15 protein-coding genes and 1 pseudogene are annotated in these 20,595 nt (G+C 73.0%); 8 read left to right on the plus strand and 8 right to left on the minus strand.

Annotation, left to right across the window (positions count from 1 at the left end; translation table 11 throughout):
* Positions 1 to 5: 5 nt before the first annotated feature.
* A pseudogene (locus HUT10_RS03005) lies at positions 6 to 1,509 on the minus strand (sugar ABC transporter ATP-binding protein); the annotation flags it as partial.
* A 150-nt stretch (positions 1,510 to 1,659) separates the two neighbouring features.
* On the opposite strand from HUT10_RS03005, the gene HUT10_RS03010 reads away from it, so the two are divergent.
* The gene (locus HUT10_RS03010; protein WP_176177640.1) at positions 1,660 to 2,685 is read left to right on the plus strand and encodes a LacI family DNA-binding transcriptional regulator; all 1,026 of its coding nucleotides are present in this window, start codon (positions 1,660 to 1,662) and stop codon (positions 2,683 to 2,685) included.
* Positions 2,686 to 2,781: 96 nt separating this feature from the next.
* On the plus strand, positions 2,782 to 5,091 hold the full coding sequence (locus tag HUT10_RS03015; RefSeq protein WP_176169760.1) for a glycoside hydrolase family 2 protein: 2,310 nt from the start codon (positions 2,782 to 2,784) through the stop codon (positions 5,089 to 5,091).
* A gap of 228 nt (positions 5,092 to 5,319) precedes the next feature.
* On the opposite strand, the gene HUT10_RS03020 is transcribed toward HUT10_RS03015, so the two are convergent.
* Positions 5,320 to 5,682 carry a DUF488 domain-containing protein gene (locus HUT10_RS03020; RefSeq protein ID WP_176169761.1) on the minus strand — a complete coding sequence of 121 codons (363 nt, stop codon included), beginning with the start codon at positions 5,680 to 5,682 and terminating at the stop codon, positions 5,320 to 5,322.
* A gap of 111 nt (positions 5,683 to 5,793) precedes the next feature.
* Positions 5,794 to 5,925 carry a hypothetical protein gene (locus HUT10_RS51755; RefSeq protein WP_303246937.1) on the minus strand — a complete coding sequence of 44 codons (132 nt, stop codon included), beginning with the start codon at positions 5,923 to 5,925 and terminating at the stop codon, positions 5,794 to 5,796.
* A gap of 47 nt (positions 5,926 to 5,972) precedes the next feature.
* Here HUT10_RS51755 and HUT10_RS03025 point away from each other — a divergent pair, with 47 nt between their 5' ends.
* Positions 5,973 to 8,951 (plus strand): BTAD domain-containing putative transcriptional regulator, encoded by a 2,979-nt coding sequence (locus HUT10_RS03025; protein ID WP_176169762.1) that lies wholly within the window; start codon positions 5,973 to 5,975, stop codon positions 8,949 to 8,951.
* A gap of 2 nt (positions 8,952 to 8,953) precedes the next feature.
* Here HUT10_RS03025 and HUT10_RS03030 read toward each other — a convergent pair whose 3' ends face one another.
* A complete protein-coding gene (locus HUT10_RS03030) occupies positions 8,954 to 10,159 on the minus strand; it encodes a phospholipase D-like domain-containing protein (protein ID WP_176169763.1) in 1,206 nt (401 codons plus the stop codon).
* 207 nt (positions 10,160 to 10,366) lie between these two features.
* On the opposite strand from HUT10_RS03030, the gene HUT10_RS03035 reads away from it, so the two are divergent.
* Together HUT10_RS03035 and HUT10_RS03040 are read left to right on the plus strand one after the other, a co-directional pair.
* Positions 10,367 to 12,439 (plus strand): putative Ig domain-containing protein, encoded by a 2,073-nt coding sequence (locus tag HUT10_RS03035; protein WP_176177641.1) that lies wholly within the window; start codon positions 10,367 to 10,369, stop codon positions 12,437 to 12,439.
* A gap of 42 nt (positions 12,440 to 12,481) precedes the next feature.
* Entirely contained in the window at positions 12,482 to 13,345 is an 864-nt protein-coding gene (locus HUT10_RS03040) for a GNAT family N-acetyltransferase (RefSeq protein ID WP_176169764.1), read from the plus strand.
* On the opposite strand, the gene HUT10_RS03045 is transcribed toward HUT10_RS03040, so the two are convergent.
* Positions 13,270 to 13,626 carry an MmcQ/YjbR family DNA-binding protein gene (locus HUT10_RS03045; protein WP_176169765.1) on the minus strand — a complete coding sequence of 119 codons (357 nt, stop codon included), beginning with the start codon at positions 13,624 to 13,626 and terminating at the stop codon, positions 13,270 to 13,272. The two genes, HUT10_RS03040 and HUT10_RS03045, sit on opposite strands and share 76 nt — an antisense overlap.
* 53 nt (positions 13,627 to 13,679) lie before the next feature.
* Between HUT10_RS03045 and HUT10_RS03050 the strand changes: the two genes are divergently transcribed.
* Entirely contained in the window at positions 13,680 to 14,432 is a 753-nt protein-coding gene (locus HUT10_RS03050; RefSeq protein ID WP_176169766.1) for a fructosamine kinase family protein, read from the plus strand.
* Here the strand turns inward: HUT10_RS03050 and HUT10_RS03055 are convergent.
* The 3 genes from HUT10_RS03055 to HUT10_RS03065 all read right to left on the minus strand — a co-directional run bounded on the left by HUT10_RS03055 (position 14,429) and on the right by HUT10_RS03065 (position 18,228).
* Positions 14,429 to 15,091, minus strand: coding sequence for an HNH endonuclease family protein (locus HUT10_RS03055; protein WP_176169767.1), 663 nt, complete (start codon positions 15,089 to 15,091; stop codon positions 14,429 to 14,431). The genes HUT10_RS03050 and HUT10_RS03055 overlap by 4 nt on opposite strands.
* Before the next feature lie 89 nt (positions 15,092 to 15,180).
* Positions 15,181 to 16,359 carry a hypothetical protein gene (locus HUT10_RS03060; RefSeq protein WP_254896632.1) on the minus strand — a complete coding sequence of 393 codons (1,179 nt, stop codon included), beginning with the start codon at positions 16,357 to 16,359 and terminating at the stop codon, positions 15,181 to 15,183.
* A gap of 135 nt (positions 16,360 to 16,494) precedes the next feature.
* Entirely contained in the window at positions 16,495 to 18,228 is a 1,734-nt protein-coding gene (locus tag HUT10_RS03065; RefSeq protein ID WP_176169768.1) for a pyruvate dehydrogenase, read from the minus strand.
* Between the two features lie 70 nt (positions 18,229 to 18,298).
* Here HUT10_RS03065 and HUT10_RS03070 point away from each other — a divergent pair, with 70 nt between their 5' ends.
* Both HUT10_RS03070 and HUT10_RS03075 read left to right on the plus strand, forming a co-directional pair.
* Positions 18,299 to 19,213 (plus strand): LysR family transcriptional regulator, encoded by a 915-nt coding sequence (locus HUT10_RS03070; RefSeq protein WP_176169769.1) that lies wholly within the window; start codon positions 18,299 to 18,301, stop codon positions 19,211 to 19,213.
* A gap of 51 nt (positions 19,214 to 19,264) precedes the next feature.
* On the plus strand, positions 19,265 to 20,362 hold the full coding sequence (locus HUT10_RS03075) for a calcium:proton antiporter (protein WP_176169770.1): 1,098 nt from the start codon (positions 19,265 to 19,267) through the stop codon (positions 20,360 to 20,362).
* The last annotated feature ends 233 nt before the right edge of the window (positions 20,363 to 20,595 follow it).

Genomic DNA, 20,595 nt, shown 5'->3' on the forward strand with positions numbered 1-20,595 from the left:
GGCGGCCCCTGCCCCATCGCGGCGAACATCACCGAGTCCTCGGTCGCCTCGGCGCGCGGGAGCTCGGCCACGATCCGGCCTTCCCGCATCACCAGCACGCGGTCGGCCATGCCCAGCACCTCCGGCAGTTCCGAGGACACCATCACGATCGCGACGCCCTCGGCGGCCAGTGCGACATCAGCCGGTGGACCTCGGCCTTGGTGCCGACGTCGATGCCCCGAGTCGGCTCGTCCACGATCAGCACCCGCGGCGCCATGGCCAGCCACTTGGCCAGCACGACCTTCTGCTGGTTCCCGCCCGACAGCGTGCCGACGGGGTCACCGAGCCTGCGGTACTTGGTGCGCAGCCGCTCGGTCCAGCGGCGTGCCTCCCGACGTTCGCTCGCGCCGGTCAGGAAGCCGAGCTTCGCCAGCGCCCGCGAGCGCGGCAGCGTCACGTTCCGCTCGATCGAGAGGTCCATGATCAGGCCCTGCTGCCGCCGGTCCTCGGGGACCAGGGCCATCCCGGCGGCCATCGCGGCCCGCGACGAGTGCGGCTTGAGCTTCTTGCCGCTCACCTTGACCACCCCGGCGTCCCGCTCGTCGACGCCGAAGACGGCTTGGACGACCTCCGAGCGGCCGGAACCGACCAGCCCGGCGAAGGCGACGATTTCGCCCGCGCGCACGGAGAAGGAGATGTCGCGGAACACGCCCTCCCGGGCCAGGCCCTCGACCTCCAGCACGACCGCGCCGGGCTCGACGTCCTGCTTGGGGAACAACGCGTCGAGGTCGCGGCCGACCATGCGCTTGACCATCTCGTCGACGGTGACGTCCTCGAGGGCGTCGGTGGAGACGTGCCTGCCGTCGCGCATGATCGTCACGCGCTGGCAGAGCTCGGCGATCTCCTCGAAGCGGTGGGAGATGAACATGATCGCGGCGCCTTCCCCGCGCAGCGTCCGGGCGACGGAGAACAGCCGCTCGACCTCGATCCGGGTCAGTGCGGCGGTGGGTTCGTCCATGACGAGGACCCGGGCGTCGGCGCTGAGCGCCTTGGCGATCTCGACGATCTGCTGGTCGGCGATGGACAGGCCGCGGGCCGGGCGAGCGGGGTCGATCCGGACGCCGAGGCGCGCGAACAGGCGTTCGGCCTCGGCGCGGACCGCCGCCCGGTCGATCCGGCCGAGGCTCTTGCGCGGGTGGCGGCCCATCACGATGTTCTCCGCGACGCTCAGGTCGGGGAACAGCGTGGGTTCCTGGTAGATGACCGCGATGCCGGCCGCCTTCGCGTCGGCGGGCGAACCGAACCCGACCGGCTCGCCGTCCAGCAGCAGCGTGCCGTCGTCGGGCTTGTGCACCCCGGCCAGCATCTTGACGATCGTGGACTTGCCGGCGCCGTTCTCCCCACCAGCGCGTGGGCCTCGCCGGCGTGCAGTCCGAAGCTCACGCCGGAGACCGCCGCGACCGCGCCGAACGACTTCGTCACGCCGCGCACCTCCAGCAGAGGGGCCCGGCCCGGGTCCTGCCGCGTCATTGCGACCTCCGGATTGAAAGGTTTCACAAATCTGGTGCGGTGAAGCTACTATGCAGCGGAAGAAGAAGTCAATGCATCGGCGCGGCCGTGGCCAAACGGCGTCTCCACCAGGTCGGTCGCCGTGATGTTACGTTTCAACGAGGGGGTCCGATGGTCGTCAGGGAGCCGCGAGCCGCGGGCATGAAGGAGGTCGCGGCGGCCGCCGGCGTCTCCCTCGGCACGGTGTCCAACGTGCTCAACCGCCCCGACCGGGTCAGCCCGGCGACCCGGGCGAGGGTCGAGGCCGCGATGGCCGACCTCCGGTTCGTGCGCAACGAATCCGCGCGGCAGCTGCGCGCCGGCCGCAGCCGCGTCCTGGCGTACGTGATGCTCGACGGCAGCAACCCGTTCTTCACCGACGTCGCGGGCGGGATGGAGGACGCCGCGGACGCGGGCGACCTGTCCCTGTTCCTCTGCAACAGCGCGCACCAGCCGTCGCGCGAAGAGGCCTACCTCGGACGCCTCGAACAGCAGCGCGTGCAGGGCATTCTCATCACGCCGGTCGACCCGGACGCCCCACTGCTGGGCGAGATCGCCCGCCGCGGCACGCCACTGGTGGTCGTCGACCGCACCCCCGAAGGCGCCACGCACTGCTCGGTCGCGGTCGACGACGTCCACGGCGGCGAGATCGCCGTGCGGCACCTGATCGAGCAGGGCCACGAGCGGATCGCGTTCATCGGCAACCACACGAGTGTCGGCCAGGTCCGCGACCGCCGCCTCGGCGCGTTGCGCGCCCTGGAAGCGGCGGGCCTCGGCCCGGACCACCTGGTCGACCTCACGACAACGGCCCTGACCGTGGCCGACGGCCGCGGAGCGGGCGAGCGCCTGGCTGGCCTCCCGTCCCCCCGCCGCCCGACGGCGGCGTTCTGCGCCAACGACCTGGTCGCCCTCGGCCTGCTGCAGACGTGCGCGAACCTCCGCATGAGCGTCCCGCAGGACCTGGCCATAGTGGGCTACGACGACATCGAGTTCGCCGCGGCGGCCGCGGTCCCGTTGACCTCGGTCCGCCAGCCACGGCGCCGGCTGGGCCGCACGGCGGTGGAGCTGCTGCTGGCGGAGGCGTCCGAAAGCGACCACGAACACCGGAAGGTCGTGTTCACACCGGAACTGGTGGTGCGCGCTTCCACCCTTCGGTGAGCAACCGCCTGATCGTTTGTGACGTCTTACCCGGGACGAGCGATAACACAGCGGAGCCCGAGCCCGGAGGTCGCCGATGGCCGAGTTGCGGGGCGGTTGTCCCGGCGGGGGTTCCTCGCCGCCGGTGGGGCCGCCCTGCTCGGGGTCGTCGCCGGGTCGGCCGGGCATGCCTCGCCCGGGGCGGATGCCCTGCGGCTGGGGGATTTCTGGTTGTTCGGGCGGTACGACGACGGGTGCACCGAGCTCGGCTTCGACGAGGTCGACCTCTCCCCCGTTCAGCTGCCGCACTGCGTGACGCCGCTTTCGTGGACCGGGTGGGATCCCGCGTCCTGGCAGGACCGGTGGATCTACCGCAAGCACTTCACCGCGGCCACGGCCGAACGCCACACCGCCCGCTTCGACGGCGTCATGACCAACGCCGAAGTGCACCTCAACGGCCGGCTCCTCGGCACCCACGAAGGCGGCTACCTGCCCTTCGAAGTCGAACTGCCCGACGTCGTGGCGGGCGACAACGTGCTCGCCGTGGTCGTGGACGGGCGGTGGGCGCTGGACGTGCCGCCCAACCTGCCGCGCGGGGGCGGGCCGTCGGTGATCGACTTCTACCAGCCGGCCGGGATCTACCGGCCGGCCACCGTCGGCGCGGTGCCTCGGGTCCGGCTCACCGACGTCTTCGCCCGGCCCGTCGACGTGCTCTCCCCCGGCCGGTCGCTGCACCTGGCCTGCACGCTCGACTCGCCCGTCGCGGGCCAGGTGACCGCCTCCGTGCGGCAAGGCGGCCGTGAGCTGGCGCGCGGGGCCGCGCCGGTGCGGGGCAGGACGGCCGAATTCGACGTCGGCGGGCTCGGCGGGGTGCGGCTGTGGGACGTCGAGGATCCCGCCCTGTGCGACGTCGTCGTGACCGTCGAGTCCGGGAAACACGCGGTCGACCAGCGGGTGGTCCGGACCGGGTTCCGCGACGCGCGGTTCACCACCGAGGGGTTCTTCCTCAACGGGCGGCGGCTGCAGCTGTTCGGCCTCAACCGCCACCAGTGGTACCCCTTCGCCGGCGGTGCGCTGCCGGATCGCGTGCAACGGCGGGACGCCGAGATCCTGCGCCGCGAGCTGAACTGCACCATGGTCCGCTGCTCCCACTACCCGCAGTCCAGCGCGTTCCTCGACGCCTGCGACGAGCTGGGCCTGCTGGTGTGGGAGGAGATCCCCGGCTGGGGCCACGTCGGCGACGACGCCTGGCAGCGGCGGAACCTGGCGGACATCGAGGGCATGGTCGTGCGCGACCGCAACCACCCGAGCATCGTCGTCTGGGGCACGCGGGTGAACGAGGCCAACGGGACGACGGCGATGTACCAGCGCACCGGGCGGCTCGCGCGGCAGCTGGACCCGTCCCGCCCGACGAGCGGCGCGCTGGCCAGCAGCACGCTCGGCCGGTTCGCCGGCAGCGACGTCGAAATCCTGGCCTACAACGACTACACCGCCCGGCGCGGGGCGCCCTTCCGGCTGCGCCCGCCGCGGCCGGGGGTGCCGTACCTGGTGACGGAGACGATCGGCACGCTCGCCGGCGCCCGCGCGTACCGCCGCACCGATGCCCCCGGCGTCCGGCAGCAGCAGGCGGAGCTGCACGCGAAGGCCCACGACCTGGCCGCCGCCGACGACCGTTATTGCGGGTTGCTCGCGTGGTGCGCGTTCGACTACCCGTCGGGCTGGCAGCGGTCGGTCGGCGGGTCGAAGTTCGCCGGGGTGTCGGACATCTTCCGCATCCCCAAGCCGGCCGCGGCCTTCTACGCCTCGCAGGCCGATCCTCAGGTGCGGGCGGTCGTCGAGCCCGGTTTCGCGTGGGACTTCACCGCCCAGCCGGCCGGGCCGGGCGCCGGCGCGACGATCTGGTCCAACTGCGACCGCCTGCTGCTGTTCCTCGACGACCGCCCCGCGGGCGAGGCCCGCAGCAGGCGCGCGGACTTCCCGCACCTGCGGTACCCGCCCTTCGCAGCCGACCTGGTGGTGCCGAAGGGGCGGCGGCCGCAGCTGCGCATCGACGGCTACCTGGCCGGACGGCTGGTCCTCAGCCGCCGGTTCAGCGGCGAACGCGGTGCGGACGTGCTCAGCTGCGTGCCCGACGACCCGGAGTTGCGCGCGGACGGAAGCGACGCCACCCGCGTGGTGGTGGCGGCAACGGACCGCTTCGGGACGCTGCGGGCGGGAACGGCCGGACGAGTCCGGCTGACGCTGACCGGCCCGGGCGAGCTGGTCGGCGACCCGGTGCTGGACTTCGGCGCCACGGGTGGCGCGGCCGCGGTGTGGCTGCGGCCGTTCGCGGGGCCGCCGGGGACGCTCACGCTGACGGCCCGCCACGACACGCTCGGCTCGGCCACGGCCACGGTCCGGGTGACGGCCGACGCGGCCCGCTCCTGAAGCGCCGAGCCGGGGCGCGCGCGATGGGCGCGGTGCCCGCCGGTAGGGGTCGGGTTGCGTACCTAGAAGGTCGGGTGGCGTACCCACAGGGTCGGGCTGCGTACCCAGTGGGTCGGGCTGCGTACGTCGAAGGTCGGGGCGGGCCCCGCGAGGTCGACTTGCGTACCCAGGCAGTCGGGCTGCGTCCGCAGAGGGTCGGGTTGCGTGCCCAGAGGGTCGGATGCCGGGTCACTCGCCGGTGAGGACCGCTGCCAGTACCGCTGCCTGGCTGATTGCCGGGGTGGCGCTGGCCGTCAGCAGGGTCACCGGGCCGTCGCCCGCCAGCTCGCGCAGGCGGTCCAGGGCCGCCACTCGGTCCGGCTCGCGCAGCTCGGCACGGTAGCGCTCGGCGAACTCCGCGAACCTCTCCGGGTCGTGGCCGTACCAGGTGCGCAGCCGGTCCGATGGCGCCAGGCCGCGGTACCAGCCGTCGAGGACCACCGCCGTCCGGGCGGTTCCGCGGGGCCACAGCCGCTCCACGAGCACGCGGACGCCGTCGGCGGGCCCGGCCGGGTCGGCCAGCCGCGCCACCCGGACGACCGTCGGCTGCATGCGCGCATTCTGCGTCGAGCAGGCCCGGACCGCCACCGGAGTCCGGCAGCAGCTGCCGCGGGCAGCGAAAAGGGCCACCACGGCGACCGTGGAGGGGTCGCCGTGGTGGTCCTACCCCAGCTCGTGCCGCCCGTGGAACAACGACAGCCGAATCCGCCGGTCCCCGGCGACCGAGCCGGCCGTGGACATCGTCGGGAGCATGTCCTGCAGCCCCGCCAGGATGGCGGACCGGGGCTGCGCCACGCTTGCAGTACGCTTGCACACCCGATCAGGTGAGGGGAGGTGACCGGGTGGAGTTCCGCGTCCTCGGCGCCGTCGAGGCGACGGCGGACGGCGCCCCGGTCGACCTCGGTTCCCGCAAGCAGCGCCTGGTCCTCGCCGTCCTGCTGCTCGAGACGCCCCGCCCGGTCACCGTCGAACACCTCGTGGACCTGCTGTGGCCCGACGATCCCCCGGCCAGCGCGCGCAACACCGTCCAGGCGCTGGTTTCGCGGCTGCGGGCGGTGTTCCGCACGCACGGCGGCCCCGAACTGGCTTCCGAAAGCCATGGTTACGTGCTGCGCGCCGACCCGGACACCATCGACGCCCACCGCTTCACCGCCCTCACCCGCCGGGCCCGCGCGGCCGGTGACGAGGCCGCCGTCGAGCTGTTCGACGAGGCACTCGGGCTCTGGCGGGGCGAGCCGCTCGCCGGGGCCGCGTCCGCCGACGTCGCCGGTGTCCTGCTCGCCGGGCTGCACGAAGCCCGGTGGAGCGCGCTGGAAGACCGGATCGACGCGCAGCTGCGGCTCGGCCGGGGCCGTGACCTGCTGGCCGAGCTGACGAAGCTGGTCGCCGCGCACCCGCTGCGGCAGCGGTTCGTCGGCCAGCTCATGCTCGCCCTGTACCGCGAAGGCCGCACCGACGCCGCTCTCGCCGCCTTCCGCGCCCTGCGCGCCCGGCTCGTCACCGAGCTCGGGCTCGACCCTTCGCCGGAGCTGAGCCGGCTGGAGGCGGCGATCCTCGCGGCCGACCCGGCGCTCGACCCCGCGCCGGAGCCACCACCCGAGCCGGTCCGCCCGGCGCAGCTGCCGCACGACGTCCGCGGCTTCACCGGCCGAGCCGCCGAGCTGGCCCGGCTCGACGCACCGGCGGAGCCCGGTGCCGGTGCCGACATCCGGGTGGTCACCGGCACCGCGGGCGTCGGCAAGACCGCGCTCGCCGTCCGCTGGGCCCACCGGGTCCGCGACCGGTTCCCCGACGGCCAGCTCTATCTCGACCTGCGCGGGTTCGACCCGGACCACGAGCCGCTCACCCCGGCCGTCGCCGCCGCGCAGCTGCTGCGGGCGCTGGGGACCGACCCGCGCGCGATCCCGCCGGAGCCGGACGCCCGCACGGCGCTGTGGCGCTCGCTGCTGGCCGACCGGCGGGTGCTCGTCCTGCTCGACAACGCCCGCGACAGCGCCCAGGTGACGCCGCTGCTGCCGCCGTCGGGCACCGTGCTGGTCACCAGCCGCCAGCGGCTCGGCGACCTCATCGCCCGCACCGGCGCGCTCGCGGTGCCGCTGTCCGTGCTGCCTGCCGAGGACTCCCGGCAGCTGCTGGAAACCGTGCTCGGGCCGCCCGCGGTCGCCGCCGAGCCGGCCGCGGCGGCGGAGCTGGCCCGGTTGTGCGGGCACCTGCCGCTGGCCCTGCGGCTGGCGGCGGCGAACCTCGGCGCCGGCGAGGTGTCCGGGATCGCCGAGCTGGCGCGCGAGCTCGCCGGCGGCGACCCGCTGGCCGGGCTGAGCGTCGACGGCGCCGAAGAAAGCGCCGTCACCACGGCGTTCTCCGTTTCGTACCGGGCACTGCCCGCCGAGCACCGCCTGCTGTTCCGGCGGCTCGCGCTGGTGCCGGGCCAGACGTTCACCGCGCCGGTGGCCGCGCGGCTCGCCGCGGTCGCCGACGGACGCGGCGGCCAGCAGCTCAAGGCCCTCGCCGCGGCCAACCTCGTCGAACGGCACCTGCCGGGCCGCTACCGCTTCCACGACCTGCTGCGCAGCTACGCGGGCGGGCGGGTCGCGGCCGACGACACCCCCGCCGACGCGGACGCGGCGCGGCGGCGGCTGTTCGACCACTACCTGGCCACCGCCGACGCGGCAGGCCGGCTGCTGATCCCGCACTTCCTCCGGCTCCCCCGGCCCGAGCCGGAGCCGGCGTTCGAGGGCACCGAAGACGCGCTGGCCTGGCTGGACACGGAGTGGCCGAACCTCGCCGCCGCCGTCGAGCACGCGGCGGCGCACGGCCCGCGCGAACACGCCTGGCACCTGGCCGACGCGCTCCGGGCGTTCTTCCACCACCGCGGTCACCACACCGAGTGGATCGACACGGCCACGACCGCGCTGACGGCCGCCCAGGCCGAAGGCGACCGGCAGGCGCAGGCGGCGATGCGGCTGTCCATCGCGCTGGCCGGCGTCAACAGCGGCCGCTACGCCGAAGCACGGGCCCACCTGACGACGGTCCTCACCGACGGGCTGGCGGCGGAGTGGCCGGCCGGGCGCGCCGCGGCGCTCAACAACCTCAGCGCCGTGCTCCAGCGCCTCGGCAACGCGCGCGAAGCGATCGAGTGCGGCCTGGAAGCGTTGCGGCTGTGCGAAGAAACGGCCATGCCGGGGATCACGATGGCCCTGGCCAACCTCGGGTTCGCGTGCGGCCAGGTCGGTGACTTCGAAGCCGCGCTGGGGCACTTCGGCCGGGCGCTGGAGATCGCCGAACGCGACGGCGCGCGGTTCAGCGTGGCCGTGCTGCTGGTCGACCTCGGGCACGTCCACCGCGATCTCGGGAACGCCGTCGCGGCCGGGCTCTACGAGCGGGCGCTGACCGCGAACCGGGAACTCGGCTACCAGTACGGCGAAGCGGCGGCGCTGTCCGGCCGCGCGGTCATGGAGGCCAGGGCGGGCGACGCCACCCGGGCCCTCGCCGACGCGGCCGAAGCGGTGGAACTGACCCGCCGCATCGGCGACCGCGGCACCGAAGCGTCCGCGCTGGCCTCGCTGGGCGAAACCTGCCTCCGGCTGGACCGCCCGGCGGACGCGGTCGAGCACCTGACGGCGGCGCTGGAGATCGCCCGGGAAACGAGCTTCACGTGGTGCGAAGCCGCGGCGCTGACCGGTCTCGCCGAGGCGGCGCTCGCCGTGGGTGACGCCGAAGCGGCGCGCACCCACGGCGAAGCCGCGGTCAAACTGGCCGCCCAGGCCGGCTACCGGCCGCTGGAAACCCGGGCGGCAGCCGTGCTGGCGGAAGCGGCCTAGCGTCAGCAGGCAGCCGGGGCCGTGCACTTGGCGCGGGCCAGGATGGTGCTGAAGTTGTCCTCGTAGGCCGCGCTGATCCCGGCGTTCTCCACCTTGACGAGGATCTCGTCGTTGTCGCGCAGGGCCGCGCCGGAGATGTTGTGCGAGCCGGTGAAGACGAGCTGACGGCCGGCCTTCTCGCTGTAGTTGCCCGTGTAGAGCATGTACTTCGAGTGCACGGAGATCTCGCGGTCGCCGACGGTCGTGTTGAACCGCTTGAGCGTCACGTTCGCCTTGCCCTTGAGGGCGGCCAGCGCCGCGGTGCCCATGTCGTCGTAGACGATCCGGACCTTGCAGCCCAGCTTGCCGATCCGGACCAGCTCGTCGACGACCGGGGTGCGCGAGTCGGCGATGTTGGCCTGCACGACGTCGAGCGAGCAGCCGGCTTCGTACTTGGTGACGTACTTCAGCAGCTGTGCCCAGGTGTCGGTGGCGAACTCCTCGGAGTCGCCGCCCTTCGAGTCGGCGCGCGGCGAAAGGTAGCTGGTGACCATGGTGGTCAGCGTCTTGTGGTAGCCGGCGGTGTCGAAGTAGTCGTTGGTCTTCCTCTGCGCCAGCATCTTCTGCATGTGGCCGAGGTAGAAGCCGTACAGGTCCGCGTCGCCGTAGGTGAGCAGGGCGTTGTTGAACAGGTTGCCCTGCACGGTGGTCAGGTTGTACGAGCCGATGACGACGACGTCCTTCTTGCCCTCGGTCTCGGAGAACATCCACAGCTTGTCGTGGTTGATCGAGTGCGGGCTGCCGTCGTGGGCGATGCAGCCGGTGTTGTCGCCGCCGGTGCCGCAGAACACCAGCTGGGTGAGCCCGGCGGATTTGAGGATCGGCATCGCGGTGTTGGCCGGGTCGTCGTCCGCGGCGCCGTCGAGGGCGATCCGCACCTTGACGCCGCGGGCCTGCGCCGCCTTGAGCGCCTCGGCGAGCGCCGGCCGCGTCCAGCTGAAGAGCGAGACGTGGATCTCCGCGCCGGCCGGGGTGCCGTTGGCCAGCTGCACCAGCCGCGTTTCGATCGAGTGGTCGCGGTCGCCGTTCTCGGGCGGGTTGTTGAAGATCGCCTCCATGCCGGTGGCGTCGGCGGTCACCGCGGCCGGTGCGGCGTGCGCGACACCGCTCCCGGCCAGTGCGAGCAGCGCGCCGACCGCCGCGGTGAGCGCCTTGAACTTCGGGGCCATGACTTCCTCCCTGTCGGATGACCCCAAGCTCGCAAGCCGCCGTACAAGATCCGTACACCCGGACGTTGCCGCGCATACACGACGAAAAGGGCATCCAGGCCTGCGGAACCCGACTCTTGGCGGGTTCCGCCCATCCGGGGCGCAGAGGACGCTTCTCCTGGCTCCCACGGGTGGAGCCGGGAAAGGACGACCTCCATGAGATCGAGGGTGCTTCCTGCCGTGCTCGGCGTGGCCATCGGCCTGCTGGGCACCGTCGCCGTCGCCACGCCGGCCCAGGCCGCCGCGGTCTGCGGTGACCAGCTCGTCGCCAACGGCGGGTTCGAGAGCGGCACCGCGCCGTGGACCCAGACCAGCGGCGTCATCTCCGCGGCCACCACGGCCGAACCCGCGCACGGCGGGACGATGGACGCGTGGCTGGACGGTTACGGCAGCACCCACACCGACACCCTGTCGCAGTCGCTGACGCTGCCCGCCGGCTGCGCGTCGGCGACGCTCTCGTGGTGGACGCACATCGACACGAAGGAGACCTCGACCGGCACCGCCTACGACAAGCTGGTGGTGCAGGCCGGTTCCGACACCTTGGCCAGCTACTCGAACCTCGACAAGAACACCGGGTACGCCCAGCGCACGGTGGACGTCTCGCGCTACCTCGGCCAGACGGTCACGCTGAAGATCACCGGCACCGAGGACTCCAGCCTGGCCACCAACTTCCTCCTCGACGACTTCGCGCTGACCACCACCGGGACGAGCAACCCGCAGTCGCCGGTCGTCACCTCGCCGGGCGCCCAGACCGGTGCCGTCGGCCAGGCCGCTTCGCTGCAGATCCAGGCGAGCGACCCGCAGGGTGACGCGCTCACCTACAGTGCCACCGGACTGCCCGCGGGCCTGGCGATCGGCGCGAGCACCGGCAAGATCACCGGCACGCCGACCACCGCGGGCACGTCCTCGGTGACCGTGACGGCGAAGGACCCGGCCGGCAACAGCGGCAGCGCCACCTTCACCTGGACGATCACCGCGGCGCCGGCGGACTCCACGCGGACGCCGATCAACCCGGCCTACACGGTGAACCTGACGTCGAACACCGCGGGCGACACCTGGACCGGGCACCAGAGCGTCAGCTTCACCAACGGCTCGGCGACCGCGCTGCCCGAGGTGTACCTGCGGCTGTGGGACAACTACCACGGCAGCTGCCCGAGCACGCCGATCACCGTCACGAACGTCACCGGTGGCACGCCGTCCGCGCTCAGCGTGAACTGCACCGCGTTGAAGATCACGCTGCCCACGCCGCTGGCGCAGGGCCAATCGGCGAGCATCGGGTTCGACCTGAGCATCGTCGTGCCGAGCGGCGCCGACCGGTTCGGCCACGACGGCGCGTTCAACATGATCGGCAACGCGCTGCCGGTGCTCGCCGTCCGCGACGGCGCGGGCTGGCACCTGGACCCGTACACGAACAACGGCGAGTCGTTCTACACGGTGATCAGCGACTTCGACGTCACCCTGGTGCACCCGACGTCCCTGCTGACCCCGGCCACCGGGACGTCGACCGAGACGACCAGCGGCAGCACGACCACCACGCACGCGGTGGCTTCGAAGGTGCGCGACTTCGCCTGGGCCGCCGGGCCGTTCGCGAAGATCACCACGACCTCCGGCAAGGGCGTGCGGGTCAACGTCTACTCCGTCAGCGGGATCTCGACCAGCAGCGCCAACCAGATGCTCACGCTGGCCGCCGACGCGATCGACGTCCACTCGGGCCGCTTCGGCGACTACCCGTACGGCGAGGTCGACGTGGTGCTGGACAACAACTTCTGGTTCGGCGGCATGGAATACCCGGGCTTCGTGCTGGACCTCGTGTCCACCACGGCGCTCCCCCACGAGCTGGCGCACCAGTGGTTCTACGGGATCGTCGGTGACGACGAGTACAACTCGCCGTGGCTGGACGAGAGCTTCACCGACTACGCCACCGACCTCTACCGCGGGATCACCGGCAGCGGCTGCGGCATCACGTGGCAGTCGAGCGCGGAGAAGCTGACCAACTCGATGGCCTACTGGGACGCGCACTCGTCCCGGTACTCCACGGTGGTCTACAACTACGGCAAGTGCACCCTGCACGACCTGCGGCGGCTGATCGGCGACACGGCGATGGCGAACCTGCTGAAGTCGTACGCGCAGTCGCACTGGTACGGCGTGTCGACCACGGCGGAGTTCAAGGCCGCGGCGCAGGCGGCGGCCGGTTCGACCGACCTGACGTCGTTCTGGGCTTCGCACCGCGTGGAGGGCTGAAAACCGGTTTCGTTCCCCGTCCGCGTCCTGCATGGTGAGGGCGTGGACGGGGAACGGCTCTTTTGCGGGACAGCTCTGGCCGAGCGCATCGAACGCGCGGACGCGCAGTTCGTCGCGGCGTGCGCCGACGCCACGCGGCTGCGGCTCGGGGGCGGTCCCGGCTTCACGCGGTCGCTCGCCGGGGGTGTCGCCACCTTCGCCGAGCCGGACTCGCCGTTCACCAAGGTCGCCGGGCTGGGGTTCGCCGGGCTGCCGGGTTCCGCGGAGCTCGACGAGGTGGAAGCGGCGTTCGCCGAGCTGGGCGCGCCGGTGCAGGTGGAGCTTTCGCAGCTCGCCGAGGCCGGCACGGGCGCGTTCTTCACCGCGCGCGGCTACCGGCTGGAGTCCTACGAGAACGTGCTCGGCCGCCGGCTCGAGCGTGGTTCGTTCCCCGGCGACGTGCGCGCCTGCCGGGACGACGAGCTGGAGACCTGGCTGTCCGCGGTGGCCGAAGCGACCGCGGTGCCCGACGGGCAAGGGCTGCCGTCGCACGAGGACTTCCCCCGCGAGCTGCTGGTGAACGCGTTGCGGGACATGGCAGGCGTCCGGCGGTACCTCGCGGAGCGGGACGGCGAGTTCGCCGGCGGGGCGAGCTTCCGCGTCACCGACGGGATCGCGCAGTTCGGCGGCGCGGCGACCCTGCCGGCGCACCGGCGCCGCGGCGTACAGACGGCGTTGCTGCAAGCCCGGCTCGCGGCGGCCGCCGAGGCCGGGTGCGATCTCGCCGTCGTCACGACGCAGCCGGGTTCGAAGTCGCAGCAGAACGTGCAGCGGCAGGGGTTCGACCTGCTCTACGCGCGGGCGATCCTGGTGAAGGGCACTTCGGCGACGAGCTCCTCGGGGGCGGACAGGCGCCAGGCCTCGTAGAGGAGCTCGGCGAGTTCGTCGGCGTCGATGCGGTCGAGGTGGACGACGACCCAGCCGAACCCGCCGGCGGTGAACTGCACCTCGAACACGTCCGGGCGTTCCGACACCAGCGCCAGCTGCTCGGAAATCTCCTGCTTGAGCCCGACGGTCCGGGTCCGCGGCCAGAAGTAGCCGAACCGCTTGCCGCGCACGCTGAACGACGAGTAGTCACGCGCTTCCGAACGCTGGACCTCCGCCAGCGTCTTCAGGACCCGCTCGAACTCCTGGACCCGCACCACCACAGCCGCTCCCCTGTCTCCGGCGACCACCGTAGCGCGCCGGTACCGTGCGGGACATGACCGAGTCCGGAGACGGCCGCGAGGTGTTCGTGAAGCAGGGGCACGCGCCCGGCGCGACCGCCGCCGAAGTGGCCGGCCTGCGCTGGCTGGCCGCGGCCGGCACCGTGCCGATTCCCGCTGTCCGCAGCCACGACCGGGACCGGCTGGTCATCGACCGCGTCCCGGACGGCCGCCCGTCGGCGCCGGCCGCGGAGCGCTTCGGCCGCGGGCTGGCCGGGTTGCACGCCGCGGGCGCCCCGGCGTTCGGCGCGCCGCCGCCGGACGGACCCGCGGAGGCGTTCATCGGCCGGGCCCCGATGGCGAACAACCCGGCGGACGACTGGGCGTCCTGGTACGCGTCGGACCGCGTGCTGCCCTACGTCCGGCTGGCGGTGGACGCGGGCACGTTCGGCCCGGCCGAGGCCGCGGTGTTCGAGCGGGCCTGCGCCCGGATCCCGGCCTCGCCCGAACCGCCCGCGCGGCTGCACGGCGACCTGTGGAACGGCAACGTGCTGTGGGACGGGCGCGAGGCGTGGCTGATCGACCCGGCCGCCCACGGCGGGCACCGCGAGACGGACCTGGCGATGCTGCACCTGTTCGGCTGCCCGCACCTCGACCGCGTCCTCGCCGCCTACGACGAGGCAGCGCCGCTGGCCGGAGGTTGGCGCGACCGGATCGGGCTGCACCAGCTGTTCCCGCTGCTGGTGCACACCGTCCTGTTCGGACAGTCCTACGCGGACCAGGCGCTGGCCGCGGCACGTTCGTTCTAGCAGCGGTCCAGCATGGTCTGCAGGGCCGTCTTCTCCGGGACGGTGATCGTCAGGCCGTAGTTGCGCTTCACGACGATCCAGTCGGTGGCGTAGGTGCACCAGTAGGAGACGAGCGGCGGCTTCCAGGCGTCCGGGGCCTTGTCGCTCTTCTGCTCGTTGAGGTTGTCGGTGACGGCCTTCAGCTGCGGGCGGACGAGGTCGTTCGCGAACTGCTCGCGCCGTTCCCGCGTCCAGCTCTTCGCGCCGCTGATCCAGGCCTGCCCGAGCGGCACCACGTGGTCGATGTCCAGGTCGGACGCCTTGTGCCAGGTCTCGCCGTCGTAGGGGCTGACCCAGGTGCCGGACTTCGCGGCGCACTGCGCGTCGGTCTTGACGTCCTTGCCGTCGCGCTTGAGGACCTGCTCGCGGACGTCGCAGTTGGCGTCGACCTTGTCCCAGTGCGGGAACTCGTCGCGGCTGTAGCCGTCCATGGTGCCGCGCACGGCGATCTTCAGCGCCGCGAGCTCGTTCTTCGCCTCGGCCGGCGCGATCGGCGGGGCGGCGGCCGTCTCGGGTGCCTGGGTGCCGGCCCCGGAAGCGAGCCCGTCGGGGATCTTGCAGCCGGTGAGGGAAGCGCCGGCGAGGACGGCGAGAAGGACAAGCGCTCGGGTGCGCGGCATCGTGAACCCCTTTCACATCGACCGGGAGGTGCCCAGCGGATGCGACGGGGAAACGGTGCAAACGGCCTAGTTGAAGCGAACCGAACGGGTCAAGATCCGTGGAAGACCTGGTTGACGAACACCGCGGCCACCACCCCGGCGGCGACGAGCAGGGTGAGCACGAACAGCAGCACCCAGGGGATCTGCCGGATCGGCCGCTGCCGCGGGAAGACGACGGCCCGCGCGGACGGGGTCCACGGGACGGGCTCGTCTTCGGCGGGCGCCGGCGGGGGTTCCGGGGGTAGGGGAACGACGGCGGGCAGTTCGGGCAGCCGGTCGAGCACGGGAAGCCGCGCGGGAAACCCCTCGGCGATGAGAGCGGCACGGGGTGGGGCGAGGTGCGCGAGGGAGAGGGCGTAGCAGGCGTCGAGGACGTCGTCGGCGGACCAGACGGTCCGCCACCGGTTGTGCTGGGCGATGATCCGCCGCAGCCCTCGCGAGTCGGCGAGGACGACGGCCACGCCGGGCACGGGGTGGGGGTCGGGCCACCGGACTGCGGGCGGGGCGGTTCGGGGCCGGGCCGCCCCGGACGGGAGGTCGGATGCGGGGGCTCGGCCGGTGACGCCGGCATCGCCCGCCTCCGGAACCGCGACCGGCCCGGACGGCAACTCCGCCCCGCGGGCGCGCCCGAGCTCCGGCGAATCGCCCGCCTCCGGAACCGCGACCGGCCCGGACGGCAACGCCGCCGCCCGGGCGCGCCCGGGCGGCGGATCGCTCGGCTGCGGAACCGCAACCGATCCCTCGGCCCGCCGACCTCCGCCCTCAAGCACCGTCGCCTCGCGAAGAGGCGAAGCCACCTGCGAGACCTCCGGCAAGCCGGCCGGCCGCTCTCCCCCGCGTACCGGCCCGCCCATCCCGGCATCGCCCGCCCGCGGGACCACCGCGACCAGGCCCGTCACATGCCGGCCGCCTTCGTGCCCCGCCAGCGCGCCCCTCGCCGCCGCCACGGCCGCTCCGGTCCGGTCTCCCGGGCCCGGCCACTCCGCCGGGCCCGGCTCGTGGGCCGCGATCACCACCACGCCGTACCTCGTGAACACCAGCGCGTCCACGAACCGGGGCCCCAGGTTGCCCGCCAGTGCCAGGCCCGTCAGGTGCTGGGGGCCCGGGCCCCACGACCTCAGCACCGCCACCAAATGCTCCGCCGCCGGGGGGAGCGGCCGGTCCCGGCCGGTGCGCTGGAGGGCCACGAGCACGCCGGTCACACCTCCCACGACGCCTACGGCGAGCACTCCCTCGACGGTAGGAGCCCACCCCGCTCCTGCCCCAGCAGCCGAACGAGTGGTCGATCACCACCGTGTGTAGCCGAAGACCGCAAAACGGCGGGTGCGGTCCACAATGGACCGCACCCGCCGCGGGGCCGCGGGCTACGGCCGAGGGGTGTTGCGCAGGTTGGCGCGCGCCAGGTCGACCATCTTGCCGACCCCGCCGTTGAGCACCGTCTTCGTCGCCCCCAGCGCGAATCCGCGCACCATTTCGCCGGTGATGCGCGGCGGGATCGACAGGGCGTTCGGGTCCGTCACCACCTCGACCACCGCCGGCCCCGGGTGGGCGAACGCCTTCTCCAGCGCGCCGCGCACGTCGGCCGGGTCCTCGACGCGCTCGGCGAAGATCCCGCACGCCGCCGCGATCGCCGCGAAGTTCACCGGGGCGTGGTCGGTGCCGAAGTCCGGCAGGCCGTCGACCAGCATCTCCAGCTTCACCATGCCCAGCGTGGCGTTGTTGAACACCACCACCTTCACCGGGACGTCGTACGCCGGCAGCGTCAGCAGGTCGCCCATCAGCATCGCGAGCCCGCCGTCGCCCGAGAGCGAGACCACCTGGCGGCCCGGCTGGGACAGCTGCGCGCCGATCGCGTGCGGCAGCGCGTTCGCCATGCTGCCGTGCCGGAACGACCCGAGCACGCGGCGGCGGCCGTTCGGCGTCAGGTAGCGGGCGGCCCAGACGTTGCCCATGCCGGTGTCGACGGTGAACACCGCGTCGTCCGCGGCGACCTCGTCGAGCACCGAAGCGACGTACTCCGGGTGGATCGGGCGGCGGTGCTCGATCTTCGTCGTGTACGCGCCGACGACCTTCTCCAGCTTCCGCACGTGCTCGCGCAGCATCCGGTCGAGGAACGCGCGGTCGGTCCGGGGCCGCAGCAGCGGGAGCAGCGCCCGCAGCGTCTCGCGCACGTCGCCGTGCACCGCCAGGTCCAGCGGGGTGCGGCGGCCGAGGCGTGCAGCGTCGTGGTCGACCTGGATCGTGCGGGCTTGCGGGAGGAAGTTGTCGTACGGGAAGTCCGTGCCCAGCAGCACGACCCGATCGGCTTCGTGCATCGCGTCGTAGCAGGCGCCGTAGCCGAGCAGCCCGCTCATGCCGACGTCGAACGGGTTGTCGTACTGGATCCACTCCTTGCCGCCGAGCGAGTGCCCGACCGGCGCGGCGAGCTTCTCCGCCAGCGCCATGACTTCCTCGTGCGCGCCGCGGACACCGGCGCCGGCGAACAGCATCACCTTCTCACCGGAGTTCAGCAGGTCCGCGAGCTCCTGAACGGTCTCCGGAGCCGGCACCGCGGGCGACGGCGTCACCAGCGGGAGCCGCTCGGTCAGCGGACCGGTCGCCTTCCGGTCGGCCAGGTCGCCCGGGATGGTCAGCACCGCGACGCCGCCCTTGCCGACGGCGGCCTGCGTCGCGATCCGGAGCAGCCGCGGCAGCTGGGCCGGGTCGGCCACGACCTCGCTGAAGTGGCTGCACTCGGCGAACAGCCGGTCCGGGTGGGTCTCCTGGAAGAACCCGGTGCCGATCTGGTTCGACGGGATGTGCGACGCGATCGCCAGCACCGGCGCGCCGGAGCGGTGGGCGTCGAAGAGGCCGTTGACCAGGTGCAGGTTGCCGGGGCCGCAGCTGCCCGCGCAGACGGCGAGCTTGCCGGTGACCTGCGCTTCGGCCGCGGCGGCGAAGGCCGCGGTCTCCTCGTGGCGGACGTGCACCCACTCGATGCCGTCGGTGCGGCGGACCGCGTCGACGATCGGGTTCAGGCTGTCCCCGACGATGCCGTAGATGCGCTCGACCCCGGCGTCGCGCAGGGTCCTGACCAGTTGTTCAGCCACGGTTGCCATACCTCCAGCCTGGACCCCGATGATCGATGCGTCCAATGCCTGATTGGCTGAAATTCCATACACTGGCGGCATGGACGTGCAGACGCTGCGGCTCTTCCGCGAGGTCGCGGCCGGCGCCACGGTCACCGAGACCGCCGCGCGGGCGCACCTCACCCAGCCGGCGCTGTCGCGGGCGTTGCGGCGGCTGGAGCACGAGGCCGGCGCCGAGCTGTTCCGCCGGTCCGGGCGGGTGCTGCGGCTGACACCGGCCGGGCACGCCTTCCGGCGGCACGTCGACCTCGTGCTCGACCAGCTCGACCAAGGGCTGCGTGAAGTCGGCGAGATCGTCGCGCCGGACACCGGGGTCGTCCCGCTGGCGTTCCTGCACACGTTCGGCACCTGGCTGGTGTCCGCGGTGCTGAGCGGCTTCCTCGGCGAGCACCCGGGGGCCCGCTTCGAGCTGCGCCAGCACGGCGAGGCCGGGCTGGAGGCCGAGCTCCTCGACGGCACCGCGGACCTCGTGCTCACCAGCGGCGACCCCGGGCACCCGCAGCTGCACTGGTCCCGCCTGCTCGTCGAGCCGCTGCGGCTCGCGGTTCCCCCGCGCCACCGGCTCGCGGGGCGGCGGCGGGTGCGCCTCGCCGACGTCGCGGACGAGACGTTCATCCTCCTGCGCCCGGGTTACGCGCTGCGCGAGACGACCGAGCGGCTGTGCGCCGAGGCCGGGTTCGTCCCCCGGATCGGGTTCGAAGGCGACGAGGTGGAGACGCTGCGCGGGCTCGTCACGGCCGGGCTCGGCGTGTCCGTCGTGCCGCTGCCGCACACCGCGGCGTTCCCGGCACCGCACCTCGAACTGACCGATGTGGACGCTGCGCGCGACATCGGCCTCGCCTGGGCGGCGGGCCGGAACCTCCCGCCGTTGAGCGAAACCTTCCGCCGCCACGTCGTCACCGCGGCCCCGCGGCTGGTCCCCTCCGACCTCGACAGTCCACAAGGGACGATGTGAGAAGTGCCCGGCCGGTCCGCGGGATCGCCGGTGGTGTGCCAGGGTGGAGGTATGGTCGCCGCGCTGAGATCCTTCCTGCTGTCCTGGACCTCCGTCACCCCGGTGCTCGGCGTGCTCGTGCTGGCGCTGTCGTGGGGCCGCGACCTCGGCCCGGTGTTCGTGGCCGTCGTCGCCGTCGCGCTCGGGGCGACCGTGCTGGCCGCGGTGCACCACGCCGAAGTCGTCGCCCACCGCGTCGGCGAGCCGTTCGGTTCGCTCGTGCTGGCGGTGGCCGTCACCGTCATCGAGGTCGCCCTGATCGTCACGATGATGGTGTCCGGCGGCCCGGAGGCGGGGTCGCTCGCGCGGGACACCGTGTTCGCCGCCGTCATGATCACCACCAACGGCATCGTTGGCATCTCGCTGCTCGTCGGCGCCCGCCGCTACGGCTCGACGCTGTTCAACTCCGAAGGCAGCGGGGCGGCGCTGGCGACGGTCGCGACGCTGGCCACGCTGAGCCTGGTGCTGCCCGCGTTCACCTCCAGCACGCCCGGCCCGGCGTTCTCCCCCACCCAGCTGACGTTCGCGGCGCTGGCGTCCCTGGTGCTGTACGGGACGTTCGTGCTGACGCAGACGGTCCGCCACCGCGACTTCTTCCTCCCGGTCGCCGCCGACGGCGCGGTCAAGGAGGACGACCACGCCGAGCCGCCGTCGAACCGCGCGGCGCTGGGCAGCCTCGCGCTGCTGCTCGTGGCACTGGTCGCGGTGGTCGGGCTGGCGAAGGTGGAGTCACCGGCGATCGAGGCCGGGGTCCGCGCGGCCGGGTTCCCGCAGTCGTTCGTGGGCGTGGTGATCGCCCTGCTGGTCCTGCTGCCGGAGACCTTGGCGGCGGTCCGCGCGGCCCAGCGCGACCGGATGCAGATCAGCCTCAACCTGGCGTACGGCTCGGCGATCGCCAGCATCGGCCTGACGATCCCGGCGATCGCGCTCGCGTCGGTGTGGCTGCCGAGCCAGCTGCTGCTCGGCCTGGGCTCGACGCAGATCGTGCTGCTGGCGCTGACGGTCGTGGTGAGCGTCTTGACGGTGGTGCCCGGCCGGGCGACCCGCCTGCAGGGCGGCGTGCACCTGGTCCTGCTGGCGGGCTTCCTGGTGCTGGCCATCAACCCCTGACCTGTGTCGACCCCCTGATCACGAGTGATGCCTCTCCAATCACCCGTGATGCCCCTTCAATCACGCGAGATGCCTCGCAGCGCACGGACAACGCCCGGCTCGATCCACCGGCCGGCCGGCCGCCGCTCGTGCGGAACGAGGCACCGCTCGTGATCGGAGGGGCATCACGCGTGATGGGAAGGACATCATTCGTGATTGGAGAGGCATCACGTGTGATTGGGGGACGACACGCG

It is taken from the genome of Amycolatopsis sp. Hca4, from assembly GCF_013364075.1.
Lineage (GTDB): Bacteria > Actinomycetota > Actinomycetes > Mycobacteriales > Pseudonocardiaceae > Amycolatopsis.